Below are 24,120 nucleotides of genomic sequence, written 5' to 3'. Positions count from 1 at the left end.
GATGAAGGCCCGCCTGGGCTTCCTGCTCGGGCCTCCCTTGCTCTGGCTGGTCGTCATCTACCTGGGCTCGATCGCCGTCCTCCTGGTCTCCTCCTTCTGGACGGTGAACGGGTTCACGGGTGCGGTCGTCCCGACCTTCACGCTGGAGAACTACGCGACGCTGTTCACCGACCCGCTGTACGGGACGGTCGCGCTGCGGACGCTGCTCGTGTCGCTCGGGGTGACCCTCATCGACGCCGTTGTCGCCTTCCCGATGGCGCTGTACATCGCGAAGGTGGCCCGGCCGAGCCGGCGCGCGCTCTACCTCGTGGCGGTGACGACGCCGCTCTGGGCCAGCTATCTGGTCAAGGCGTACGCCTGGCGCATCCTGGTCGAGCCCGGCGGCCCGATCGCGGTGGCGACAGGCGGCTGGACGCCCGGGTTCGGCCTCCCGGCGACGGTCATGACGCTGGCGTACCTCTGGCTGCCGTACATGATCATCCCGGTCTACGCCGGTTTCGACCGCGTGCCCGACTCGCTGTTCGAAGCCAGCTACGACCTGGGGGCGTCGACCTGGCGCACGATCAGGACGGTCGCGTTCCCGCTGGTGTTCCCGGCGATCGTGGCGGGGTCGATCTTCACTTTCGCGCTGAGCTTCGGCGACTACATCGCGGTCGGGATCGTCGGCGGCAAGACCCAGCTGCTCGCGAACCTGATCTACGGGCAGCTCGTCACGGCGAACAACCAGCCGCTGGCGGCGGCGCTGTCGGTGATCCCGCTCGTCGCGGTCGTGCTCTACCTGCTCGCGGTCCGCCGCACCGGCGCATTGGAGAACGTGTGAAGCTGCTCTCGACCCCCGCGCGCATCGTCGTCGGCCTCTGCCTGGCGATCGGCCTGGTCATCCTGTACGTGCCGCTGCTGCTGATCGTGCTGAACTCGTTCAACAGCTCGCGGACGTTCTCCTTCCCGCCGCCCGGCTTCACGCTGCAGTGGTGGGTGGACGCGTTCCAGTCGCGCGGCGCGGCGGACGCCCTGGCGACCTCCGTCTTCGCCGGGCTCTGCGCGTCGGCGATCGCGCTGGCGCTCGGGACCATGGCGGCGTTCGCGGTTCAGCGGTTCCGGTTCTTCGGCCGGCAGAGCATCAACTTCCTGGTCGTGCTGCCGATCACCCTCCCGGGAATCGTGACCGGCATCGCGCTGGCGTCGACCTTCACGACGGTGCTCGGCCCGGTCGGCGTCACGCTCGGGATGGCGACGGTCATCATCGGCCACGCCACGTTCTGCATCGTCATCGTCTACAACAACGTGCAGGCCCGGCTGCGGCGGATGGGGACCTCACTGGAGGAGGCCTCCGGCGATCTCGGCGCGCGCGGTTGGCAGACGTTCCTCTGGGTGACGCTGCCGCAGGTGCGCGGCGCTCTGGCGGCCGGCGTGCTGCTGGCGTTCGCGCTCAGCTTCGACGAGATCGTGGTGACGACGTTCACGGCGGGGCCGGCCGTGCAGACGCTGCCGATCTGGATCTTCCAGAACCTGTTCCGGCCGAATCAGGCGCCGGTCGTGAACGTGGTCGCAGCCGTCCTGACGATCCTGGCGATCATCCCGGTGTGGGTCTCGCAGCGGCTGGCCGGCGACTCGGTCACCAGTCGCGTCTGACCGCGCACGATTCGTGCCGAATGTCGGCTCTCGCCCGGCGAGAGTCGACATTCGGCACGAATGCGCGAGGGGTCAGGCCTCGCGGTGCTGCGGCGAGCGCGTGGCGGTGTGCGAGGGGTCGCGCTCGACGGCGCCGCCGAGAGTGTCATCGATGCGGGCGAGCAGCTCGGCGGGGATGGTGACGCCGGAGGCCTTCACGTTCTCCACGACCTGCTCGGGGCGGGAGGCGCCGATGATCGCGGTGGCGACGTTGTCGTTCTGCAGCACCCACGCGACCGCGAGCTGCGCCGGCGTCAGGCCGAGCTCCTGCGCGATCGGGGTGAGCTCCTGCACGCGGGTGAGGACGTCGTCGGTCAGCCAGCGCTTGACCGCTCCCGCGCCGCCCTTCTCGTCGGTCGCCCGGCTGCCCTCCGGCAGCGGCGCGCCCGGCTTGTACTTGCCGCTGAGGACGCCCTGCGCCACAGGCGACCAGACGATCTGCGAGATGCCGAGCTCCTTGGAGGTCGGGACGACCTCCGCCTCGATGACCCGCCACAGCGCCGAGTACTCGGGCTGGTTGGAGATGAGCTGGAAGCCGAGGTCCTTCGCGAGCGCGTGCCCCGCGCGGAGCTGATCTGCCGTCCACTCGCTGACGCCGATGTAGAGCGCCTTGCCCTGCCGGACGATGTCGGCGAACGCCTGCATGGTCTCCTCGAGCGGCGTGAAGAAGTCGAAGCGGTGGGCCTGGTACAGGTCGACGTAGTCGGTCTGCAGGCGGCTCAGCGAGCCGTCGATGGACTCCAGGATGTGCTTGCGCGAGAGCCCGACGTCGTTGTGCCCCTTGGGGCCGGTCGGGCCGAACACCTTCGTGAAGATCTCCAGCGACTGGCGGCGCTCGCCCTTCAGCGTCTCGCCGAGCACGGTCTCCGCCGCGGTGTTGGCGTAGACGTCGGCGGTGTCGAAGGTGGTGATCCCGGCGTCCAGCGCGGCGCGGACGCACGCGGCTGCCGCGTCGTTCTCGATCTGTGAGCCGTGGGTGAGCCAGTTTCCGTACGTGATCTCGGAGATCTTGAAGCCGGAGTTGCCGAGGTACCTGAACTGCACTGTCGTTCCTTTCGAGCGGAGGTCGGTTCGATCGTAGGCAGGAGGCATTCAGCGAAGCCAACAGCGGTTGGTTCTGGGATTCAGTGCTGTCACTGCTGAGTCGCCCGGACCGCGAGGGCCCGGCCGGACGTCCGGCCGGGCCCTCGCGTCACGCCGTCGGTCAGAGGGCGCCGATGAGGTTGTTGAGCAGGTTGGTCAGCCCGGTCAGCGCGTTGCCGTTGTCGAGCAGTCGCGCCACGCTGCAGAGCAGGTTCCCGAGCAGGTTGCCGCTGCCCGGCTGAGCCGTGATGTTGAGGTTCACCTGGTTGAGGTCCACGACCAGGCCAAGCAGGTCGAGGTGCAGCGGGCCGAGCGTGAGGCTCAGGACGTTACAGGCCGTCGGCGTTGCGGCCGCGGCGGCGCTGTTGGCCGCGTTGGTCACGACGCTGCTGCCCGCGACGTTCGTCAGCGGGGTGACCGCTCCGGTCGCGGAGGTCAGCGTTCCGTTGAAGACTCCCTGGGCGACGAGCTGACCGCCCTGGTCGATGAAGCGGGTCAGCGTGAAGGTACCGGCCAGAGTGCTGCCGTCGGGCAGGACCTGGTTGATCGTCACGGGCGCTGCGGTGGCGCGCGCCGTGTGCGAGGCTGCGGCTGCGGCGTGGGTGGGCGCCGGGGCCGCCTGGGCCGCGCTCACCCCGCCGACGACGAACGCGCCCGAGAGCGCGGCGGTCAGTGCAATGGATGCCAGCTTGCTTGTGCTTCTCATGGTTCTTCGTTGCTTCCTGTGAGAATGTCGGGCGCGAGCGCATCCCCGACTACCGCTCCCGTGCGCTTCGCCCCCGTGCCTCCGTATGGAGGGCTTCGGTCGGGGACGGTACGCCGCACGTCCTCATCGGCTTAAGGGGGTTGCCGCACACCGGAGGGGCGGGTAGCCGTCATCAGCCCGCCCGGACGCACGCGAGCCCCTCCCGCACCGCGTCCGCGACCTCCCGCGGCTTTCCGCCGTCCTTCCCGTTCTGCGTGGCCGAGTGCCCGACCCCGCGGATCGTGCGGGTGCGCGCGCCCGGCAGCAGCTCCCCCAGCCGTGCGACCGCGTGCCGCAGGTAGGCCGGGGACTTCTCCGCCGTGATCAGCAGTACCGGGCCGCGGATCGCCGCATGGTCGGCGATGCGGTCGGCGCGCTGGGCCACGATGCGCATGTCGTACGGCACCGCGGCCGCGAGCTCGCGCATCGTGGTGCCCGCGCGCCGGGAGCGCTCCGGCATCCTTCGCGAGCATCTTCCGCGTGCTCGGCGCTCGCTCTGACATTCGTCACGAATGTCGCGAAACGGCGCCCCATAGGCGACATTCGTCACGAATGTCATGGCGTGACACGCCGTAACACACGCTCCTCGAAGGCCCCGCGGATGCGGTTGACTGGCGCCGCTCCATCTCGACGCCAGCCATGACCTCCTGGAAAGGATCCACCATGACCGCACCGCAGAGTTCCGTTTCCGCACCGCTCGACCAGCCGCTGTACGGCGCCTCCTTCGGCGACGCCATCCGCCGGTTCTTCAAGAAGTACGCCGACTTCACCGGACGGGCCAGCCGCAGCGAGTTCTGGTGGTGGTTCCTCTTCGCCGTGCTCGTCGGCATCGTCTATGGGATCCTGCTCGGGACCCTCGGGACGATCGGCAACGGTGGCCGGGGGTACGGCCCCATCGCCTGGATCCTGATCGTCCTCTACTCCCTGTGGGGGCTGGCGATCCTGGTCCCGAGCCTCGCACTGATCTGGCGCCGCCTGCACGACGCCAACCTCGCCGGGCCGTTCTTCTTCCTCGGCTTCATCCCATTCGTCGGCCCGATCATCCTGCTGGTCTTCTACCTGCTCCCGTCCAAGCCGGAGGGCGCCCGCTTCGACCGCCGTCGCGTCTGACGCTCAGCTCTGCGTGGCTGCTCCCGGCCGGATGCCCACCGCCGGGAGCAGCACCCCGTCGATCAGCGAAAGCAAGTACTCCCGGTCGACGGGCTGCTGCAGGATGAGCACCCGGTAGGCCGTCATCGACGGCATGATCATCGCCAGCGTCTCGACGTCCGTCTCCGCCGGGATCTCGCCGCGCTCGATCGCCCGCTGCATGAACAGCCGGTTCAGCGACGCGCGCGGCTCCACGATCGCGGCCGTCACGGCGTCCACCAGGTCGGGGTCGCGGGCGAGCATCGACGTGAGCCCGGCCATGATCTGGAGCTTGCGCTCCCCGTCCTCGATCGCGTGCGGCTTGATCACCGCGACCAGGTCACCGCGCAGCGTGCCCGTGTCGGGCAAGTGGTCGAAGTCGATCGCGTTCTTCTTCATACAGGCGATCGCCTCGACCACGAGCTCACCCTTGGAGGCCCAGCGCCGGTAGACGGTCGCCTTGCCCGCCTTGGCGCGCGCAGCGACCATGTCCATCGTCATCCGGTCGTAACCCGTCTCGGCGAGGACCTCCAGTGCGGCCTCGAGAATGTCGGCGTCGCGCGTGTGATCGCGTTTCCGGCCGAGCTTGGGCGCGGAGCCGGCGGCGTCGAGCTGCGTCATTGCGGCTTTCCCCCTGGGTGTGTCTGCGACGGGTGACGTCGGGTCTGGTGATGTCTTCTGGACCATTCTAAGGTTAATTTTAGAACTCGGTAGATCCGAAACTACTGAGTTTCGTATATGCTGTCCCGCATGACCCAGACTTCTCCCTCTCCCTCGGTCGCGCCCGCGGCTCCGGACGGCGGCGTTCCGCACTCGCGGCGCTGGTGGACGCTCGTCACCGTGGCGATGGCCCAGCTGATGGTCGTCCTCGACTCGACCGTCGTCAACATCGCCCTCCCGGCCGCGCAGCAGGACCTCGGCTTCTCCAACGCCGACCGGCAGTGGATCGTCACCGCCTACTCGCTCGCCTTCGGCAGCCTCCTGCTCCTCGGCGGCCGCATCTCCGACCTGATCGGCCGCAAACGCGCATTCATCATCGGCCTGATCGGGTTCGCCGGGGCCTCCGCGCTCGGCGGCGCGGCCGGCACGTTCGGGATGCTGGTCGGCGCCCGCGCGCTGCAGGGCGCGTTCGGCGCACTGCTCGCCCCCACCGCCCTCGCGGTCCTCACCACGACCTTCACCGTGCCGAAGGAGCGCGCCCGCGCGTTCGGCATCTTCGGCGCGATCGCCGGGGCCGGCGGCGCGGTCGGCCTGCTGCTCGGCGGCGTGCTGACCGAGCAGTTCAACTGGCGCTGGAACCTCTACATCAACGTCTTCATCGCCATCGCAGCGATCATCCTGGCCGCGTTCTTCGTCACGGCGGGTCACCGCTCCGGCCCACGCCCGAAGCTCGACATCCCCGGCACGATCCTGGCCTCCGGCGCGTTGTTCTCGCTGGTCTACGGCTTCTCGAACGCCGAGAGCGACGGCTGGGACTCGCCGCTGACCTGGGGCTTCCTCGCCGCGGCCGGCGTGCTGCTGATCGCGTTCGTGCTCTGGCAGCGGAGGGCCGCGCACCCGCTCCTCCCCCTGCACATCGTGCTCGACCGCAACCGCGGCGCCTCCTACAGCTCGATCCTCATCGCGGGCTCCGGCATGTTCGGCATCTTCCTGTTCGTCACCTACTACCTCGAGACGACGCTGAAGTTCACGCCGATCCAGACCGGCCTCGCCTTCCTGCCGATGATCGTCATGCTGGTCATCGCCGCGCAGTTCTCGACCAACCTGTTCGTGCCCAGGTTCGGGCCGAAGGTCATGGTCCCGATCGGCATGGTGATCGCGGGATCCGGGATGCTGCTGCTCACCCGCCTCGGCGTGAGCGCGAACTACGGCACGGAGATCCTCCCCGCGCTCATGGTGATGGGCGTCGGCATGGGCTCGATCATGCCCGCCGCCATCCAGACGGCCACCCTCGGCGTCGACCGCCACTTCGCGGGGGTCGCCTCCGCACTGGTGAACACGAGCCAGCAGGTCGGCGGCTCGATCGGCACCGCACTGCTCAACACGCTCGCCGCGACCGCGCTGACCGACTACCTGGCGGCGCACCTGCCGCCGACGCCGCACGTCATCCAGGAGGCCGCTGTGCACAGCTACTCCACCGCGTACTGGTGGAGCGCCGGGTTCTTCGCCTTCGGAGCGGTGCTGTCCGCGCTGCTGTACCGGCGACGCCGGCCGGCCGCCGCGGCGAGTACCGAGACCCCGGCCGCCGACGCCGAGCGTGTGGTGGCGCACTAGGTGGTAACGGCACCAAGCAAGGGCGTCCGCTCGGCTCGCTGGGGAATTTGATTGGCGGGGGTAGTGGGGGGGGGGTTTCCCCGGACTGGCCCCCCCCCCCCCCCCCCCCCCCCCCCCCCCACTACCTACTCAGCGGGCTGCTGCGACGCCGAGTGCGCCCCCGGCTGCCGAGGTGACCACGGTGACGGCGATGATGCCGAGCATGGCGGGCGTGGCCATGACAGGCTGGGCGCGGTTGACGTTCAGCTTGGCCTCGCGCAGACGTGAGGTGCTGCTGACGTTGAAGTGGTTTTCGATGGACATGGTTGCTCCTTACTTGTGGTCCTCGCGGTAGTCGAGGTTGAGTTCTCCCCTGCAACGTGGAGGCCGATCTATCCGTCGGTGGATGGTGCATCCGTGCGATGTCGCTGTGGGGAAGAGTCAGTGGGGGCGGCGGTACTGGGCAGTGACCGTGCCGCTGTTGGGGCCGATGGCCGCGCCGTCGAGTCCGGCTGAGTGCGCGACGGGGTCGAGGCCGGCGGCGCGGGCGTAGGTGTCGAGTTCGGCGAGGGTGGTGACGCGGCTTGCTTCGCTGGCGAATCGAGTGGTGCCGTTGTCGATCCAGCAGTGGTCGATCGTCCATGCGGCCTCATCGAGGGTGGAGAAGCTGACGAGCGCACGCTGGCCGCCCGCATAGGGGACCGCGTATGTGATGTTCGCGTGGGGTCCGTGAAGGCTTCTAACAACGTCGGCGTTGTGAGTCTCCACGACGAGCGTTCCGCCGAGCTTGAGGGCCCTCGCGGCGTTGGTGAAGACCTGGGCCTGCTTGGCGGGGTCAGTGATCATCGAGATGGTGGCGCAGAGGCACAGGATGGTGTCGTACGTGCCGCCGTAGTCGATGTCGACGATGTCGCCCTGTATGGCCGTCACGTGTTCGGCGGTGTCGGCGCCGGAGAGCTGGTGGAGCATTTCCGGGCTGATATCGATGCCGTGGTAGCCGACAGCGTGTTTCTTTTCGGCCAGGTGCTGGGCGAGCGGAATGGCGATGCGGCCGGTGCCGACGCCGAGCTCGAGCACCTGGGTTCCTGTTCCGATCCGATCGGCGAGCCATACGAGCTCGTCGGTGGTGACCGCTTCACGAGGGAAGATCGCGTCGTAGATGTCGGCGAAGTCGGCCCCATAGGACTGATACGTGGGGGTGGTCATGCGTTCTCCAGGGGAATGTAAGGGGAGGTGAGGAGTTCCTCCGGCTCATTGCTTTCGTCGTACCCGGTGCTTGTGGCGAGCATGAACTGGTAGCCGTCGATGGGGTATGTCGTGGTGTCGGTGATCCGACGGCGCACGAAAGCAGCGATCGTCCGGTACGCAGGGGACGCAAGGATCTGGGCTTCGCCCTGTGGGACGACCGCCATGAGGTCGGCGACGGCGTCGAAGAGCCCTTTGTCCATGCGCCGGTCTGGGAACCAGACGACGTGCGAGAGCTTTCGAGGCGTCGTGCGGCGGGTTTCTACCCAGTCGGACTCTGCACCCCCGCGTGAGAGGGTGCGGTGCAGGATATGGAAGTCGCTTTGCGCCGGATCGGGCGCGAAGAACCGCCAGTTGGGTAGCCAGAAACCGAGTTTGTCGGTGCTGCGCAACCGGTCGAAGAGGCGGTTGGGATGCTGGGAGAAGAAGGTCATGAACAGCATCGCTGCTGTCGCCGCCGCGACTACCGCTTCCACGGGGTCGACACGCTTCATGGACGGCCCTCCATCTCGTCGATGAAGTCAGCAATGACGTCGCTGGTCGTCGCGGCGTGCGCCGCGTTGCTGAGGATCGAGTCGTGGTCGGCCTCGAGGATGACCACGCGATGCGCTCGATCCTTGTGGCTAGTGGCCAGGTCGCCGTGGAGATAGTCCTGTGCTTGGTCGGCGCGGAGGGTCCGCTCGGCGGTGACGACCAGAGCGGGGATGTCAATCGTTTCCAGACCGACTCCGTGGCGGCGACTGAACTCTCGGCGTGCGTTCTTCCACTCGAGTGTGCCCGCCTTCCAGAGCCGGGAGTCCCGGTACTGGTCCAGGCATTCGTCGCGGACATGCTCGGGGAGCGTGTCGACCCAGTACGGTTTCGGAAGAAGCCAGCCGAGGCCGGCGCTTACGCTGCTGGGCACGAAGGCGAGCGCACCGTTGAGCCCCTCGACGCCGCGGCGTTGTCCTGCGGAGATCGCCAGCTGCCCGGGGTGGGAGGAGTCGAGGTAGATGATTCCTGCGATGTCGCGCCCGCTGATTTGCGCAGCTCGCCGTGCTACGAGACCTCCGAGGGAGTGTCCGCCGACATAGAGGGAGGCATCCGAGTCCGGTAGCGACTCGATGAGATCGACGAGGTCCTCGGCGCTGTCGTCGGTGCTGTAGCCGGCGGTGGCATTGATGCTGGGGCCGTAGCCCGCGCGCCAGTAGGTGATGATGTCAATGGTGGGGCTGAGGCGGTCGACGATCGAGGCGAAGTGCTGTGGGGTAGCGAGCATCCCGTGTTCCAGGATGAGGATGGGAGCACCTGGCCGGCTGGTTGCGCGTCGGTAGTGCAGGGTGTTTCCGCTCGAGCACCTGACACTCTGACCTGGGTCGGCCTGCCGCTGGACGCGCCGGCGGCGCAGCACGGCAGCAGTGGCCCCAGCGCCGAGAGCGGCCACAATCGAGGTCGCCGCCAGGGTAGGCACGAGCTTCGACTTGGGCCGGTCGTTGGTCGCGTAGGCCACCGCGGGGAGCAGGGATCCGAACGCGGTGAGAAATCGGCCGAGACCCATCGACCCGGCAATGATCGAATGGAAGCCCACTGCTGCGGCGATAAACGGACGGATGAGGCGCCCGCGCGAGGCGAAGACGATCGGGAAAAGCCCCTCAAAGGCGAGCATGCCGTGCGCGCTGAGCGCGGCCAGCCGGGGGCGGTCTTTGAAGAACTCCCAGAGCCGCTTGTTGCCGTAAGCGCGGGTACGCATCACTCCGGGGACTGCTGTACCGGTGCGCCAGGACCGGCCGAAGAGTTTGACCCAGCCAGAGACCGCGTAGGAGAGCGCCGACTGTAGGCCCAGGTACCAGATTGCCGCGTCTTGAACACCAGGTGTGGGGATGGCGCGGGCGACGAATGCGGCGGTCGACGTTTGGAAGCTGACCTGGTCGGACCCGTCTCCGCCGTAGTTGCCGCGGGGGTAGAGCGCCGCTGAACTCAGCGCGAGGTATCCGTCTGCCACTGCTCGTAGGGCAGGAGGGGTTCGTGCCAGGAGGACGATGGAGGCTGCGATCCGGCCGACATGGAGTGCCTTCGCTGTGCGAGGGCGTGAGGCGACGCTGAGGACCCGCTTCTGCCACGGGCGGAGGTGCACGAAGCGTTCGTGAACGAGGTTCCAGTCCCCAAGGGAGCCGACCTCGAATTCGTGCTTCCGCGACAGGTACTCGGCGGCGGATACCAGATGGGTGCCGGCACCGATTCTTTCGATGGAGCGAAGGGTGCCTTCACGATCGATATTGATCGGAGTGAAGGCACCCTTCAGGAATTTAGCCACGGCAGGTTGCTTGGCCTACGGCGAACCCCACGCCGAATGCTCCGAGCAACGCTGCTGCGCCAGCGATGACGGGGGTTGCCGTGATGGGCGTGACGGCCGAGTTCACACGCAGCGATGCCTCCTGCATAGGCGTGGCGGTCGCGGTAGCGAGTTTCAGTCTGTGAGTGATGTTCATGACTCTCCTTGAAGTCTTGGTGCGGTCGGGGGCTAGCGGACCGCGGCGCCGATGAGCAGGCCGATGCCGAACGCGACACCGACGGCGGTCACGGCGAGCACCGGGGTGGCCGTCACAGGTACGGCGACATCGGTGACGCTCAGGGTGGCGTCCTTCATCGGGGGCCGCTTCTGGCTGTTGAGTGAGCTGACGATGGCGGACATGGATTCCTTTCGTTGGTTACCTGCTGTTCGAGATGAGGTCACTGGGCCGAAGCGGTCGGTCGTACTGGATGACGCCTCGCTGGAATGCGGACACGGCCACCCGCAGGATCAGCGCGCCGAGCAAGAAGAGTCCTGCGGCGATCGCCGTACCCAACCACGGGTTGAGGGCTCCGGTCGCGTTCAACATCAAGGCGGTCATCGGCGCGGTGAGAGGGAAGTAGATCAGGGCCGCGATCATTGGACTATCCGGGGTGTGCAGGATAGTCGTGATGAAGTAGAACGGCGCGATGGTGACGATGACCACGACGCTGTAGTACGGCGCGGCGTCTTTAGCTGATGGCATTGCTGCACCAGTCAGGACGAGGAGCCCGAGCAGGGTCAGCAGGCCGCCGAGCAGCAGCAGCACCCCGACCGTGACGCGCATCGGATTGACCACGATCTCACCGAGACCCAGCTCGTCGAAGCTCATCCTCGGCGCCGCGAATGCGAAGATGGCTGCAGCGGCGATGAGGACGATACCGATCTGCACGAGCCCGAGAAGGGCCAGCGCGATGATCTTGCCGTGGATAAGCGCACGCGCGGGAAGCGACACCAGAAGCATCTCGCTGAGGCGATTCTCCTTCTCCTCAACGGTGGAGTTCAGCATCTGGTTGCCCAGCAGCGACACGATGAGGATCAGCAGGACGGCGAGCATCCCGGGGACGAGCATGGCTCCGATGCCGCCGGCAGGTTGGCCATCGATGTAGGTGTCAAGCGTCGTAGAGACCTGGGCACGCACCAGCGCGACGGTGCGCTCGGTGCCTAGGACTTCGTCCACGCTGGCAGCGAACAAAGCACTCGCGAGGCGCGAGTAGTCGGCATTGCCGAACAGGCCGCGATCCGCCGCGACGATCGTCACGGGTTCGGTTGTCGGGTTCGCGGGGAACTTCAGGAACGCGGTCAGCTCACCGGATTTCGCGCGTTGCTCCGCGTTGGGGCTGGCTGGTCGGCCACCCAGATGTTCTGCCGCTGCCTCCGAGATGATCCCGGAGGCGTCGCTGTACTCGAAGGTGATCGGTTCCCCGGCCGCCGCCTTGGACGTGCCGGACCAGGCCATGATCAGCACGACGCCGGCCATGAGCACCGGGAGCAGCAGGGCGGCGACCCAAAACTGAGGCTTCCGGATCGTTCGTACGACTTCGAATCGTGCGACGATGCGGGCCTGGCTGACGCTCATGCGTTGGCCTCCTCGGTGGATCCGTAGATGCGCACGAAGACCTGGTCCATCGACACGCGGTTGGGCTCGAATCGGACGAGGCGTGCACCGCCATCGACGAGCGCGTCGAGAATCTCCTCGTCCGTGGCTCCCGGGGATGGGACAAGTTCGACCAGTTCACCCGCGCGGTCTGCCACCGAGTAGAGCGGGGACGCCGGCAGCTCACCGAGTAGCCGGGTCGTGATGGTGCGAGCGCCGAACCCATCCTGGATCTCGTGGACAGTGCCGTATGCTGCGGCCCTTCCGTGGCGCAGGAGGAGCGCGCGATCGCACAGCCGCTCGACATCGTCCATGTTGTGTGTGACAAGGATGACCGTCGCACCGGTCTCTTGTCGCTCAGCGATCAGATCCATCAGCAACTGTCGGTTCACCGGGTCCAAGCCCTTGGCGGGCTCGTCCAAGATCAGAAGCTCCGGGTCTCCCATGATGGACACCCCCAGTTGCACCTTCTGCTGCTGACCGCCGGAAAGCTTCTGCAGCCGCACCCGCGCCTTGTCGCCTAGGCCTACGCGTTCCAGATACGTCTCCGACCAGAGTCGAGCACTCCGTCGATCCAGTCCTTTGATCTCGGCGAAGTAGGCCATCACGTCCAGGGTCGTGTCCTTGCGGTAGAGGCCACGTTCCTCCGGGAGGTAGCCGACCTGGGCGTGCGAGCCAGGGCGGAAGGGCCTGCCATCAATCAAGAGGTCACCGCTGGTCGGCCGCAGCATCCCGAGAAGAGCCCGCAATGTCGTGGTCTTGCCCGAACCGTTGCTCCCGAGGAACCCGAACGTCTCTCCGGCCTCGACCGAGAAGGAGAGGTCGTCGATCACAACACGATCCCCGAAGACCATCCGGAAGTTTGAAATATCAACACGCATGTAACCCTTGCCGCCTGTCATTTCACTTTAGGCAAAGCGTACCGGAGGTAGAAGCCCGTGTCTACTAGACGATCTCTTCGCGTTGGGCCGCCGGACGAGGCGGAGTCGATACGGCAGGCGTTGGACCGCCGACGGCGGACCATCGTGGCCGAACTGAACACCCGAGTACTGGTGGAGCGCCGGGTTCTTCGCCTCGGGCGCGGTTCTCTCGGCGCTGCTTACCGGCGCCGCACGCCGGCCGTCGCGACGGACGCCGATGCCCCGGCCGCGGACGCGGAGCCGGTGGCGGCGCACTAGCGCCGACGAACTCCGGCACCTCCGCCACCGACGCCAACACCGCGTCGTGGTCGGCCGCCTCCAACGCCTCCCGCGGGGTCTGGCCCGTGAGCACGCCGACCGCGACGGCGCCCGCGTTGCGCGCGGCCTCCAGGTCAACCACGGTGTCGCCCGCGGCGAGCACCCGCCGGGTCAGCGTCGAGACCGCCGTGAACGCCAGCGTCCTGGCTGTCGCGGACCCAGGTGCTGGTGCGCGTGGTGCTGCCCGCACTGCTGCCGGCGATCCACGCCGCCGCGGGCCTTGCGGTCGCGCTGTGCACGGGCGAGCGGGGGCGATCATGGTCTATCCGACCTCCTCGCGCACCCTTCCCGTGTCGATCTTCACCGCGTCCGACCGCGGGGATCTGTACTTCGCGGCGGCGACTGCTCTCCTGCTGATCGCCGGAACGTTCGTGACGGTGGCGCTGAGCGCGGCGCTGACGAAGCGGAGGCGCACGCGCTAGCCGTGGTGCCTGCGCCGCCTGGCTATCGCCTGGCAGTCCCCTGAGTACGGGTGTACCGTCGCCACCGACCGGTCTACCGTCCACCTTCGGTCTGCGTTCACTCGGCGCGGACCGCGGAAGGAGTCCCGTGGCCCTTAACCTGCCCCTGTCACCGCACCTGAGCGTGCGCCTCGACCCGGACGCGACCGGCGAGCTGCTGGTCGATGGGTCGCCCGAGTGGTTCTCCGAGGCGACCACCGAGCGGTTGCGCGAGGTCGTCCTCGACCGCGTCGGCGAGATCGCCGCGCAGGCGGGGCACCCCGTGCAGTTGACGGTCTCCGACGAGGAGGGCGACTGGCTGCTGGTCGTGCACCCGGACGGCTCCATCGGCGACGAGGAGGAGCTGGCCGCCCAGAGCATGGCCGAGCAGCGCATGGCCGCCCAGAGCATGGCCGAGCAGCGGATGGCCGAGCCCGTGTCGTTCTCCGACGCGCGGGAGTCCGGACGGCACCACGGGCCTGTATCGTTCAGCGACCTGGCCGGCTCGGCCGGTCGCGATCCGAAGCCGGCGGCAGCGCCGTTCAACGATCTGCTCGGCTCGCCGACGACGACCACGCCCGTCCCGCTGCCGACGGCCCGGCCCGAGGCTCCGTCACGCCCGGTGAACCCGTCGCCGGTCACCCCGCCGGAGCCCGTCGAGCTGGTGCCGCGCTCCCCGGAGCGGACGTCGTTCCTGCACGTCGAGAAGCCGCGACCCGACCTCGCGCGGTCCGGTTTCCGCGGAGCACTGTCGCGTGCGGGCATCCCGATGTCGCCGTCGGCGGCGGAGCTGAAGGAGCGCGAGGAGCTCGAGTCCGTCAGCCGGCACTGGGCCGGCCCGCGCACGATCGCGATCGTGAACGGGAAGGGCGGCGCCAACAAGACGCCGACGACCGCGCTGCTGGCGGCCGTTTTCGCCCGCAACGGCGGCTCCGGCGTGCTCGCCTGGGACAACAACGAGACCCGCGGCACGCTCGGCTGGCGCACGGAGCAGGACGACCACGACGCGACGCTCCAGTCGCTGCTGCCCGCCGCGGATCAGCTCCTCTCGGCCGGCGCCCGCAGCGCGGACATCGGCCACTTCGTCCACCACCAGAACGCGGACAAGTACGACGTGCTCCGCTCCAACCCGACGATGCTGGCGAACCAGCAGCGCATCTCGAGCGCCGACTTCGACCGCCTCCACCAGGTGGCGACGAAGTTCTACCGCCTGGTGATCATCGACAGCGGCAACGACGAGTCCGCCGAGCGCTGGCTCCGGATGATCGACCACACCGACCAGCTCGTCATCGCGACGACGGCGCTCGGCGAGCACGCCGAGGCCGGCGCCCTGCTGCTGGAGGCCCTGATGCAGCGCGACGCGCAGTCGGCCCGGCTGGCGCGCGACGCGGTCGTGATCGTGTCGCAGTCGGAGCGCACCGGCCCGGAATCGAACGTGACCGGCGTCGCGAAGGGCTTCGAGCCGCTGGCGCGCCGCGCGGTCACGATCCCGTTCGACCCGGAGATGCACGGCGGCCGGCTGGCGTTCGACACGCTCGCACCGCGGACGCGGCGGGCATGGCTGCACGCGGCGGCGGCGGTGGCGGAGGGGTTGTAGGGGGTAGCTCGCTACGGAGGGTTGCGTCCGGGAGCCGAACTGCTAGGCTGGAATCATAAACACCAGCCCCTCTGCCCTTCGGGTACGGGCTGGTTTTCTTTTCCTGGAGCACCATGCAGTACGACAAGCCCCATCTGACGATCGAGCAGCAGCTCCGGCTCCTTTCGGCACGCGGGCTAGAAGTCGACGACGACGCGGCTGCACGCCGCACACTCGAGACGGTCGGGTACTACCGCTTCAGCGCGTACACGTATCCGTTCCGGAGACCGATGCCGAACGACGTTGCTCCGGAGACCTCGGTCCAGTTCCGGGTCAACGCATTCGAGATCGGCGCCCGATTCGATTGGGCTCTGAGCCTCTGGGCCTTCGACCGCTCCCTTCGGCTCCACATCCTCGACGCCGTTGAAACGGTGGAGATCGCGCTGAAGTCCAAGATCGGCTACCACCTCGGGCGTAGAGACCCGTTCGGCCACCTCGACCGCGAGAGCCTCGACGCCGCTCGGTGCGACCGAGCCGACATCGAACACCCGGATCGAGCCGTCTTCGACGTCTGGCTCGAACGGCTTGCTCGGCATCAGAAGAAGGCCCAGGCGGAGGACTTCGTCCAGCACCACGTCGAGAAGTACGACTCGAAACTGCCCATCTGGGTCGCCACCGAGATGATGGGGTTCGGTCAGCTCGTGCGGCTTTTCGGCCTCATGCGCGATGACGATCAGTCGCTCACCTCGAAGGACATCGCTCAGGTCTCGGGAGCCGTGTTCGCGCGGTGGATGAAAGTCGCGAACTACGCGCGGAACCTCAGCGCTCACCACGCGCGGCTCTGGAATCGCCGGCTCACCTACAAAGTCGGACGCATCCCCGACAATGCGCCGGACCTGGTCCACCTCAACGAGGCGCCGGAGAGCAGACAGCGGATCTACGCGGCGTGCGTCGTGCTGGCGTTCCTGATGCGGGCGATCCGTCCCGAGTCGCGATGGCCAGCGCGACTAGTCGACCTGCTCGACACCTTCCCCACCGATCTGCCCGTGTCGCCTGAGGGGCACATGGGATTCCCGGTCGGCTGGAGGTCGCTGGAGGTGTGGTCGACTGCTCGGGTCTAGCGGGTGAGCGCCAACGCGACTTCCTACCTCCCCCCGAACCGCGCCACGGCCTCCGGCGTCACCGGCGTGAAGAAGTTGAGCACCGTCCCGTCCGGGTCGCGGAACAGCATCGAGCGGTTGCCCCACGGCAGTGTCGTCGGCTCCATGACGAGCTCACCGGCGAGCGCCGCGATGCGGTCGCGGTGGGCGTCGACGTCGTCGACCAGGAACTCCAGCATCAGGCCGGCGTTCGAGCGCGGCGCGACCGAGGCGGCGGCGAAGCGGTCGGTCAGCGCCGTGGCGCTGATCGCGATCGTGCCGCGGGACGTGACGATCTCGGCGAATTGGTCGTTCGCCCACTGCGCCGTGACGCCGAGGGCCTGTTCGTAGAAGGCGACGAGCCCGGGGACGTCGTCGGTGGGGAAGCGGACGGATGCGAATGTCATGAGCGGTCTCCTAGCGGCTATGTCAGTCAGCTTATATAAGTTGACTGATACAGTGCAAGCATGACCGAGCAGCACATCCACGGCCCGCGCGACTTCGGCGATCGGCTGACCTATCTCGTCCGGCGCATCGACGGCGCGCTCGCGCACCGTCTCGACCAGCGCCTTCGCGACTACGGGCTCACGCCGGCGCAGCTGTCGGCGCTCGCCCAGCTCGACATCGAGCACCCCGGCACGCTGACCGGTGCGCAGCTCGCCGACCGTTCGGGCGTCACAGCCCAGTCGATGTCCGCGGCCATCGCCCGGCTCCTCGAACGCGGTCTGGTCAGCCGCACGCAGAGCACCGTTCACGGCAGGCGGCTGGACGTCTCCCTCACGCCCGCCGGCGCCGAGCTCCTGCACACGGTCCAGCACGAGACGCTGGACGCCGAGGCCGCGGTCGACTTCGGGCTGGACGACGACGAGCTCGACCAGCTCAAGGAGACGCTGCGTCGCGTCGCGCGGGCCCTCGGCGTCTTCCTCCCCGCCGACGAACGCTGAGCCCCGCGCCTCAGCGGTAGTCGTACACCCGCTTGTACTTCCCCTCGCTGCGGGGCAGCTCCGCCGGCTCGGCGAGCACCACGTCGACGGTCGTGCCGATGTGGACCTTGATCTTCTGCCGGAGCACCTGGGCCGCGGCTTCGCAGACCTCGCGGTCGAGCTCGGGGTGGCGCTCGATGCGCACGGTGAGCGCGTCCATCCGGCCGTCCTTGCGCAGTTCGAGGACGAAGTGCGGCGTCAGCGTCTCGATGCCGAGGACGAGCTCCTCGATCTGGGTCGGGAACAGGTTGACCCCGCGCAGGATGATCATGTCGTCGTCGCGGCCGGTGATCTTCTCGATGCGGCGCAGGGCCGGGTAGGCGCTGCCGGGCAGCAGCCGGGTCAGGTCGCGCGTGCGGTAGCGGATGACCGGGAACGCCTCCTTGGTCAGCGACGTGAAGACGAGCTCGCCGGTCGTCCCGTCGGCCACCGGCAGGCCGGTCTCGTGGTCGATGACCTCCGGGAGGAAGTGGTCCTCCCAGACGTGCGGGCCGTCCTTCGTGACCACCGACTCGCTCGCGACGCCCGGCCCCATCACCTCGCTGAGTCCGTAGATGTCGACCGCGTCGAGGCCGAGCCGCCGCTCGATCTCGTGGCGGAGCTCGTTCGTCCACGGCTCGGCGCCGAGGATCGCGACCTTGAGCGAGGTCCCGCGCGGGTCGAGCCCGGCGGCCTCGATCGCGTCGGCGATGGTCAGCAGGTAGCTGGGCGTGCACATGATGGCGTCCGGCTCGAAGTCGTGGATCAGCTGCACCTGCCGCGCGGTCTGGCCTCCCGACATGGGGATGACGGTCGCTCCGAGCCGCTCGATGCCGGCGTGGGCGCCGAGGCCGCCGGTGAACAGCCCGTAGCCGTAGGCGTTGTGGACCTTCCAGCCGGCGGCGACCCCAGCGGCCTGGAGCGAACGCGCGACCAGCCCGGCCCAGCGGTCGAGGTCGCCCTGCGTGTAGCCGACGACGGTGGGCCGCCCGGTGGTGCCGGAGGAGGCGTGGATGCGGCGGACCTCCTCCATCGGCACCGCGAACATCCCGAACGGGTAGGTGGAGCGCAGGTCCTCCTTGGTGGTGAACGGGAGGCGCACGACGTCCCCGAGCGTGCGGATGTCGTCCGGGCGGACACCGGCGGCGTCGAACTTCGCCCGGTAGAGCTGCACGTTCTCGTAAGCGTGCCGCACCGTCCACTGCAGGCGCTTCAGCTGGAGGTCGCGGAGCTCGTCGAGGCTGATCGCGGTGGGGTCGACCTCGGTGAGGTCCGGGGCGGCAGGGGCCGGTGTCGTCGTCGACATGGTGTCCTTACGGGGTCATTCGGTGGTGCTGCCGCCGTGCTCGACGGCCGACCGGTTGGTGGTGAGCGAGCGGCCGCGGAACTCCGCGACGACCTCGCCGGTCTCGTCGGTCACAGTGACGTCGTAGACGCCGTTACGGCCGACCACCGTGCGGCGCACAGCACGAGCGGTGAGGGTCTGACCGGCCCGGGTGGACTTGAGGAAGGTGATGTCGGCGCCGGCGGCGACGGTCACCCGTTCGTCCTCGTTGCAGGCGATCGCGAAAGCGGTGTCGGCGAGCGCGAACACCAGGCCGCCGTGCGTGATGGCGAACCCGTTCGTCATGTCCTCGCGGACGGCCATGCTGACGATCGCCTCGCCCGGCTCGTCCTTCTGTACCACCATGCCGAGCGCCGCGGAGGCGCGGTCGCGGAGCATCATGGGCCGGACTGATTCTGAGCTCATCTGCGCACCACCCGCGGAACCTCCTCGTTCCTTACCGATCGTTCAGTAAATAGTGGCATCGAGGGTGCGCAGACGCAACAGCGGGCGGGTGAATTCACCCGCCCGCCGGATCAGGAGGCTGCGCTCACAACCCGTTCTGCCGCGCGATCGAGCCCAGCCGGCCGAGCGACGGCTTCGGCGTGCGCTCGAACGTCGCCAGGTCCACCCCGATGAGCCCGAACGTCGGCCGGTACCCGCTGGCCCACTCGTAGTTGTCCAGGGCGCTCCAGTGCAGGTAGCCGCGCACGTCGACGCCCTCGGCGATGGTCTCGTGGATGGCGCGCAGCGACGCCTCGGTGTAGTCGATGCGGCGGTGGTCGTCCGAGGTCGCGATGCCGTTCTCCGTGACCATGATCGGGGTGTGCCCGCTCTTCTCCCACGCCGAGCGGATGCCGTCGGCGGCGGCCTGCGGGAAGTACTCCCAGCCGGTCAGCGTGGTCTCGGCGTCCTCTGCGACGGGACGCGGACCCTCGGGTCCGATGAACGTGCGGGTGTACGCCTGCACGCCCACGAAGTCGTCGCCGGCGGACTCCTCCAGATACCAGTCGTCGCGCGGGTAGCCGTACTCGTGCAGCATCTCCGCCGAGCCGGGCTCGTCGGTCGGCATGAAATCCTGCGTCGCGATCGTCCAGCCGCTCTGCAGGCCGGACACCGACGACAGCACCTCGCGCGACCGGCGGTGCGAGGCCAGCAGGGCGTCCGCGACCTGGAGGTCGGGGTTCGGGAGGCCGTAGGCGACCAGGTTCTCCGCCTTCTCCCCTCCCGCAAGCATCGCCGCGATGTTCGGCTCGTTGATCGTGCAGACGTAACGCACTCCGTCCTGCAGGATCGGCAGCACCGTCTCGGTGTAACGCGCGAACAGGTCGGGCGCCTCCGGGTTGCGCCAGAAGCCGGCCTGGTCCATCCAGCGCGGCACCGTGAAGTGCATGAGCGTGACGACGGGCTCCAGGCCGACGTCGAGGCAGGCGTCGATCACCCGCCGGTAGTGGTCGAGGTTGGCGCGCGAGACGAAGCCGCGCTCCGGCTCGATGCGCGCCCACTCCACCGAGAAGCGGTAGCTGTTCAGGCCGGCGTCCGCGAGCAGGCGCAGGTCCTCCGGGTACCGGTTGTAGTGGTCGGCGGCGTCGCCGCTCGGCTCCACGATCGACGTCCCCGGTGTGTGCTCCATGACCCACCAGTTGCTGTTGACGTTGTTGCCCTCCACTTGGTGAGCGGCGGTCGCGGCGCCCCAGAGGAAGCCGTCGGGGAAAGTGAGCACAGAGTTCTCCTTGGTGTTTCGGTCGAGTGAGGGGGCCGATCAGCCCCGCGACGGCGTCGGCACGGCGTCGAGCAGCCGCACCGTGTAGTCGTCCTGCGGGCGCTGCAGCACCTCGGCGGTGTCGCCGCGCTCGACCACGACGCCCTTGTCGAGCACCATGATCCGGTCCGTGACGAGCCGGGCGCTGAGCAGGTCGTGGGTGATGTAGAGCATGCTGACCCCGCGGGTGCGGCGCAGCTCCTCCAGCAGCGCGAGCACACCGGCGCGCAGCGACATGTCGAGCATCGAGACCGGCTCGTCGGCGATGATCACCTGCGGGTCGCTGGCGAGCGCGCGGGCGATGACCACGCGCTGGCGCTGGCCGCCGGAGAGCTGGTGCGGCAGGCGGGTGGCGAACTTCTCGACCGGCGTGAGGCCCACTGTCTCGAGCAGCTCCAGCACGCGGGTGCGTGCGGCGCGCCCGCGCAGGCCGGTGAAGTTCTCGACCGGCCGGGTCAGGATGTATTCCACGGTGTGCAGCGGATTGAGCGCCGCGTAAGGGTCCTGGAACACCATCTGGACCTCGGAGTGGAGCTGCTTCAGCGCGCGGCGGCCGCGGAGGGTGTCGATCCGCGCGTCGCCGAACGCGATGGTGCCGGAGGTCGGCCGCTCCACGCCGGTGATCATCTTGGCGATGGTCGACTTGCCGCTGCCGCTGGCGCCGACGAGCGCCATCGACATCCCGGGCTCCAGCGTGAACGACACGTCGTCGACGGCCCGCGTCGCGCCGCCCCTGCGGCCCTTCGGGTAGACCTTCGTGAGGTGGGAGACGACGATCGGCTCTCGGGCGCCGATGCTCTGCCGGGCGGCGTTCCCGGTGGCGCGCGCGCCGGAGACGGCGCCGGTCACGGGAGCCGGCCGCGCCGCGCCCGCGGTGCGGCGCTCCAGCCCGGGCACGCTCACCTCGGCGGCCCGCGGGTCGCCGTAGTGGCTCAGCAGCATCTGTGTGTACGGATGCTCCGGCGCGTTCAGGATGCGGCCGCTCGGGGCGTCCTCCACGATCACGCCGTCGTGCATCACGAGCACGCGCTGGGTGGCCTCCAGCACGACTCCGAGGTCGTGGCTGATGAGCACGGCGGTGAAGTTCTCCGACGCCTGGAGCTGGCGGATGGTGTTCATCACGGCGTGCTGCACGAGCACGTCGAGCGCCGTGGTCGGCTCGTCGAACACCATCAGCCGCGGCTCGAGGGCGAGCGCGAGCGCGATGGAGACGCGCTGGCGCATCCCGCCGGACAGCTCGCCCGGATACCGGGAGAGCGTGGCCTCGGGAAGCTCGACCTTGGCGATCAGCTCCTCCGCTCGGGCGGCGCGCGCCCGCGGCGGCACGTGTCCGTGCGCGGCGAAGATGTCGAGGAAGTGGTTGCGGATGGTGCGCACCGGGTTGAGCGCGTTCATGCCCGACTGCAGCACCATCGCGAAGCCGCCCCGGCGCTGGGTGCGCACCTCCTCCGTGGAGAGGGCGGCGATGTCGATGCCGTCGAACAGGATGCGGCCGCCCGCGATGCGCGCGGGCGGCTTCGACAGCCGGGTGAGCGCGTAGCCGAGCGTGGACTTGCCCGACCCGGACTCGCCGACCAGGCCGACGAACTCGCCCTGGTCGAGCTCGAAGCCGACGTGCTTGACCGCCTCGAACGCTCGCCCCTTGCCCTCGTCGTAGACGACGGACAGGTCTTCGACCTTCAGCAGGCTCATCGTGCGGCCTTCCTCTCGCGCAGGCGCGGGTTGCTGAGCCCGTCGACCCCGAAGTTGATGAATGTCATGGAGACGGCGAACAGCGCGATCATGAAGCCGGGCGCGAAGAGCTGCACCCACTGGCCGGTGAGCAGCACGTTGCTGTTCTGGGCCCAGAAGAGCATCGTTCCCCAGCTCACCGTGTTCGGGTCGCCGAGGCCCAGGAACTCCAGGCCGGCCTCCGCGAGGATGGCCGCGGTCGCCGCGCCGAAGAAGCTCGCCACGATCAGCGACGTCATGTTGGGCAGGATCTCCCGGAACACGATCCTGCTCGGGCTCTCGCCGCTGAACTTCGCCGCCGTGACGAAGTCGCGGGAGCGAAGGGTCTGCGTCTGCGAGCGCAGCACGCGGGCACCCCACGCCCATCCCGTCACCACGACGACGAAAACGATCACGGCGATGCCGCCGTTGTGCAGGTACGCGGCGATCACGATCATGAGCGGCAGCGACGGGATGACGAGGAACAGGTTGACGACGAAGCCGACCCCCTCGCCCCAGAACGCGCGGACGTAGCCCCAGCTGAGCCCGACCAGGATGGCGACGATCGTGCTCAGGAGGCCCGCGATCAGCGCGACCGAGACGGACACCCTGGCGCCCCAGATGAGTTGCGACAGCACGTCCTGGCCCACGCCGGTGGTGCCGAGCAGGTGCGCGGCGCTGCCGTCCTGGTTGTGCGGGAAGGACGTGTCGTGCGGGTCGTAGGGCGCGATCAGCGGCGCGAAGATCGCCATCAGGACGAAGAGCAGGAGGAGGACGACGCCGAAGCGGGCCTTCGGCTCGGACCAGATGGTCCCGACCGCGCGGCCGAGCACGCGGAACGGGTTCCACTGTCTCTGCTCGCCCGCGGAGGCGGCTGCGAGCTCCGTCGCACGGACGGACGTGGTACTCGGTGGCTGTGTGAGCTGGTCTTCTGGGGTCATCGTCTGGTCCTCGGGTCGAGCACGCCGTACAGGATGTCCACGAGGAAGTTCGCGATCAGGACGCTCACTGTGATGATGAGGAACAGCGCCTGCATCAGCGGGTAGTCCTGGTTGGTCACCGCGTGGAAGAGGAGGAGGCCGACGCCCGGGTAGGCGAACACGGTCTCCACCAGCAGCGAGCCGCCGACGACGCCGCCCAGCACCATGCCGAACGACGTGAACTGCGGCAGCAGCGCGTTGCGGGCCGCGTAGCGCAGCGCGACGGTGCGCGTCCGCAGGCCGTTGGCCTCCGCGAAGGTCACGTAGTCCTCGCCGAGGGTGTTCACCATGGTGTTGCGCATCCCGATGATCCAGCCGCCGAACGCGGTCAGCAGGATCGTCAGGCCGGGCAGGATGCCGTGGTACAGCGCGTCGGTGAAGAAGTCCCAGCTCCAGTTGGGCGTCGCCGTCTGCGAGTACGCGCCGCTGGTGGGGAACCAGCCGGCCACGTAGCCGAAGAAGAACAGCAGCAGCAGCGCGATCCAGAAGTACGGGAACGCCGACAGGAACTGGCCGCCCACCGTCGGGATCGTGTCGAGCGCCGTGCCGCGCTTCCAGGCTGCGAGCACGCCGAGCAACGTGCCCAGCACGAACGCCAGGACGGTGACGGTGCCGACGAGGACGAGCGTCCAGGGCAGCGCCGCGCCGATCAGGCTCGACACGGACTGCGGGAAGTAGCTGAACGACGGCCCGAAGTCGAAGTGGACGACCTGGTTCAGGTACGTCACGTACTGGTCCCACAGGCTGCCGGTCGGCACGCCGAGCTGGGCCTCGATCGAGGCGCGCATCGCGGGCGAGACAGGGCCGTTCTGGCTGAGCTTGGCGATCGCCGCGTCCGCGGGCGAGCCGGGCATCAGTCGCGGCAGGATGAAGTTGACCGTGACGGCCGCCCAGAGGGTGAGGACGAAGAGTCCCAGCTTTCCGAGCAGATAGCGCACGACGACCTCCTTTCCGTGTTC

The 24,120-nt window shown here is 68.5% G+C and carries 27 protein-coding genes and 1 pseudogene; 9 read left to right on the top strand and 19 right to left on the bottom strand.

All coding sequences use genetic code 11. The annotated features are described in order from the left end of the window. The first annotated feature begins 1 nt into the window (after position 1). Complete coding sequence (locus tag AC1ROW_RS14410; RefSeq protein ID WP_493019604.1) at positions 2-820, top strand: ABC transporter permease; 819 nt, start codon at positions 2-4, stop codon at positions 818-820. After that, on the top strand, positions 817-1,632 hold the full coding sequence (locus AC1ROW_RS14405) for an ABC transporter permease (RefSeq protein WP_493019603.1): 816 nt from the start codon (positions 817-819) through the stop codon (positions 1,630-1,632). The genes AC1ROW_RS14410 and AC1ROW_RS14405 overlap by 4 nt, the downstream gene beginning before the upstream one ends. A 72-nt stretch (positions 1,633-1,704) precedes the next feature. Here the strand turns inward: AC1ROW_RS14405 and AC1ROW_RS14400 are convergent, their stop codons facing one another. From AC1ROW_RS14400 to AC1ROW_RS14390, 3 genes are all read right to left on the bottom strand, one after another. Then, positions 1,705-2,715, bottom strand: coding sequence for an aldo/keto reductase family protein (locus AC1ROW_RS14400; RefSeq protein WP_493019602.1), 1,011 nt, complete (start codon positions 2,713-2,715; stop codon positions 1,705-1,707). A 160-nt stretch (positions 2,716-2,875) separates the two neighbouring features. After that, entirely contained in the window at positions 2,876-3,460 is a 585-nt protein-coding gene (locus tag AC1ROW_RS14395; protein ID WP_493019601.1) for an ABC transporter substrate-binding protein, read from the bottom strand. Between the two features lie 172 nt (positions 3,461-3,632). Then, on the bottom strand, positions 3,633-3,959 hold the full coding sequence (locus AC1ROW_RS14390) for an alpha/beta fold hydrolase (RefSeq protein ID WP_493019600.1): 327 nt from the start codon (positions 3,957-3,959) through the stop codon (positions 3,633-3,635). A 203-nt stretch (positions 3,960-4,162) separates the two neighbouring features. Here AC1ROW_RS14390 and AC1ROW_RS14385 point away from each other — a divergent pair, with 203 nt between their 5' ends. Continuing rightward, positions 4,163-4,609: a DUF805 domain-containing protein gene (locus AC1ROW_RS14385; RefSeq protein ID WP_493019599.1), complete on the top strand. Its 447-nt coding sequence runs from the start codon at positions 4,163-4,165 to the stop codon at positions 4,607-4,609. Between the two features lie 3 nt (positions 4,610-4,612). Here the strand turns inward: AC1ROW_RS14385 and AC1ROW_RS14380 are convergent, their stop codons facing one another. Further along, positions 4,613-5,248, bottom strand: coding sequence for a TetR/AcrR family transcriptional regulator (locus tag AC1ROW_RS14380; RefSeq protein ID WP_493019598.1), 636 nt, complete (start codon positions 5,246-5,248; stop codon positions 4,613-4,615). A gap of 129 nt (positions 5,249-5,377) precedes the next feature. Between AC1ROW_RS14380 and AC1ROW_RS14375 the strand changes: the two genes are divergently transcribed. Then, positions 5,378-6,901 (top strand): MFS transporter, encoded by a 1,524-nt coding sequence (locus AC1ROW_RS14375; protein WP_493019597.1) that lies wholly within the window; start codon positions 5,378-5,380, stop codon positions 6,899-6,901. Positions 6,902-7,030: 129 nt separating this feature from the next. Here AC1ROW_RS14375 and AC1ROW_RS14370 read toward each other — a convergent pair whose 3' ends face one another. The 7 genes from AC1ROW_RS14370 to AC1ROW_RS14340 form a co-directional block, all read right to left on the bottom strand. After that, on the bottom strand, positions 7,031-7,204 hold the full coding sequence (locus AC1ROW_RS14370; protein WP_493019596.1) for a hypothetical protein: 174 nt from the start codon (positions 7,202-7,204) through the stop codon (positions 7,031-7,033). Between the two features lie 117 nt (positions 7,205-7,321). Next, on the bottom strand, positions 7,322-8,086 hold the full coding sequence (locus tag AC1ROW_RS14365) for a class I SAM-dependent methyltransferase (RefSeq protein ID WP_493019595.1): 765 nt from the start codon (positions 8,084-8,086) through the stop codon (positions 7,322-7,324). Beyond that, positions 8,083-8,619 (bottom strand): hypothetical protein, encoded by a 537-nt coding sequence (locus tag AC1ROW_RS14360; protein ID WP_493019594.1) that lies wholly within the window; start codon positions 8,617-8,619, stop codon positions 8,083-8,085. Before AC1ROW_RS14360 ends, AC1ROW_RS14365 begins: the two co-directional genes overlap by 4 nt. Continuing rightward, complete coding sequence (locus AC1ROW_RS14355) at positions 8,616-10,418, bottom strand: alpha/beta fold hydrolase (RefSeq protein ID WP_493019593.1); 1,803 nt, start codon at positions 10,416-10,418, stop codon at positions 8,616-8,618. The genes AC1ROW_RS14360 and AC1ROW_RS14355 overlap by 4 nt, the downstream gene beginning before the upstream one ends. Before the next feature lie 207 nt (positions 10,419-10,625). Next, positions 10,626-10,796, bottom strand: a complete 171-nt coding sequence (locus tag AC1ROW_RS14350) for a hypothetical protein (protein ID WP_493019592.1) — start codon at positions 10,794-10,796, stop codon at positions 10,626-10,628. Positions 10,797-10,812: 16 nt separating this feature from the next. Next, on the bottom strand, positions 10,813-12,012 hold the full coding sequence (locus AC1ROW_RS14345) for an ABC transporter permease (protein ID WP_493019591.1): 1,200 nt from the start codon (positions 12,010-12,012) through the stop codon (positions 10,813-10,815). Continuing rightward, positions 12,009-12,932, bottom strand: a complete 924-nt coding sequence (locus tag AC1ROW_RS14340) for an ABC transporter ATP-binding protein (RefSeq protein ID WP_493019590.1) — start codon at positions 12,930-12,932, stop codon at positions 12,009-12,011. The genes AC1ROW_RS14345 and AC1ROW_RS14340 overlap by 4 nt, the downstream gene beginning before the upstream one ends. A 123-nt stretch (positions 12,933-13,055) precedes the next feature. Here AC1ROW_RS14340 and AC1ROW_RS14335 point away from each other — a divergent pair, with 123 nt between their 5' ends. After that, entirely contained in the window at positions 13,056-13,208 is a 153-nt protein-coding gene (locus AC1ROW_RS14335; RefSeq protein WP_493019844.1) for a hypothetical protein, read from the top strand. Between the two features lie 31 nt (positions 13,209-13,239). Here the strand turns inward: AC1ROW_RS14335 and AC1ROW_RS14330 are convergent. Continuing rightward, positions 13,240-13,527, bottom strand: a pseudogene (locus tag AC1ROW_RS14330) (HAD family hydrolase); the annotation flags it as partial. On the opposite strand from AC1ROW_RS14330, the gene AC1ROW_RS14325 reads away from it, so the two are divergent. The 3 genes from AC1ROW_RS14325 to AC1ROW_RS14315 all read left to right on the top strand — a co-directional run bounded on the left by AC1ROW_RS14325 (position 13,526) and on the right by AC1ROW_RS14315 (position 16,405). Further along, on the top strand, positions 13,526-13,690 hold the full coding sequence (locus AC1ROW_RS14325) for a hypothetical protein (protein ID WP_493019589.1): 165 nt from the start codon (positions 13,526-13,528) through the stop codon (positions 13,688-13,690). The pseudogene AC1ROW_RS14330 and the gene AC1ROW_RS14325 sit on opposite strands and share 2 nt — an antisense overlap. Before the next feature lie 127 nt (positions 13,691-13,817). Next, positions 13,818-15,305 carry a MinD/ParA family ATP-binding protein gene (locus AC1ROW_RS14320; protein WP_493019588.1) on the top strand — a complete coding sequence of 496 codons (1,488 nt, stop codon included), beginning with the start codon at positions 13,818-13,820 and terminating at the stop codon, positions 15,303-15,305. A 113-nt stretch (positions 15,306-15,418) separates the two neighbouring features. Continuing rightward, on the top strand, positions 15,419-16,405 hold the full coding sequence (locus tag AC1ROW_RS14315; protein WP_493019587.1) for an Abi family protein: 987 nt from the start codon (positions 15,419-15,421) through the stop codon (positions 16,403-16,405). Positions 16,406-16,428: 23 nt separating this feature from the next. On the opposite strand, the gene AC1ROW_RS14310 is transcribed toward AC1ROW_RS14315, so the two are convergent. Next, positions 16,429-16,830: a VOC family protein gene (locus AC1ROW_RS14310; RefSeq protein ID WP_493019586.1), complete on the bottom strand. Its 402-nt coding sequence runs from the start codon at positions 16,828-16,830 to the stop codon at positions 16,429-16,431. 60 nt (positions 16,831-16,890) lie between these two features. Between AC1ROW_RS14310 and AC1ROW_RS14305 the strand changes: the two genes are divergently transcribed. Next, positions 16,891-17,367: a MarR family winged helix-turn-helix transcriptional regulator gene (locus tag AC1ROW_RS14305; protein ID WP_493019585.1), complete on the top strand. Its 477-nt coding sequence runs from the start codon at positions 16,891-16,893 to the stop codon at positions 17,365-17,367. A 10-nt stretch (positions 17,368-17,377) separates the two neighbouring features. Here AC1ROW_RS14305 and paaK read toward each other — a convergent pair whose 3' ends face one another. The 6 genes from paaK to AC1ROW_RS14275 form a co-directional block, all read right to left on the bottom strand. Beyond that, positions 17,378-18,691 (bottom strand): phenylacetate--CoA ligase PaaK, encoded by a 1,314-nt coding sequence (gene paaK, locus AC1ROW_RS14300; protein WP_493019584.1) that lies wholly within the window; start codon positions 18,689-18,691, stop codon positions 17,378-17,380. A 15-nt stretch (positions 18,692-18,706) separates the two neighbouring features. Beyond that, complete coding sequence (paaI, locus tag AC1ROW_RS14295) at positions 18,707-19,135, bottom strand: hydroxyphenylacetyl-CoA thioesterase PaaI (protein WP_493019583.1); 429 nt, start codon at positions 19,133-19,135, stop codon at positions 18,707-18,709. A 124-nt stretch (positions 19,136-19,259) separates the two neighbouring features. Continuing rightward, complete coding sequence (locus AC1ROW_RS14290) at positions 19,260-20,432, bottom strand: glycoside hydrolase family 1 protein (protein ID WP_493019582.1); 1,173 nt, start codon at positions 20,430-20,432, stop codon at positions 19,260-19,262. Positions 20,433-20,471: 39 nt separating this feature from the next. Next, positions 20,472-22,163: an ABC transporter ATP-binding protein gene (locus AC1ROW_RS14285; RefSeq protein WP_493019581.1), complete on the bottom strand. Its 1,692-nt coding sequence runs from the start codon at positions 22,161-22,163 to the stop codon at positions 20,472-20,474. Then, the gene (locus AC1ROW_RS14280; RefSeq protein ID WP_493019580.1) at positions 22,160-23,122 is read right to left on the bottom strand and encodes an ABC transporter permease; all 963 of its coding nucleotides are present in this window, start codon (positions 23,120-23,122) and stop codon (positions 22,160-22,162) included. Before AC1ROW_RS14280 ends, AC1ROW_RS14285 begins: the two co-directional genes overlap by 4 nt. Next, complete coding sequence (locus AC1ROW_RS14275; protein WP_493019579.1) at positions 23,119-24,099, bottom strand: ABC transporter permease; 981 nt, start codon at positions 24,097-24,099, stop codon at positions 23,119-23,121. The genes AC1ROW_RS14280 and AC1ROW_RS14275 overlap by 4 nt, the downstream gene beginning before the upstream one ends. Positions 24,100-24,120 lie beyond the last annotated feature (21 nt).

Source organism: Leifsonia sp. GW821-FHT13C09 (assembly GCF_058806435.1).
This window is presented reverse-complemented; position numbering and strand designations above follow the sequence as displayed.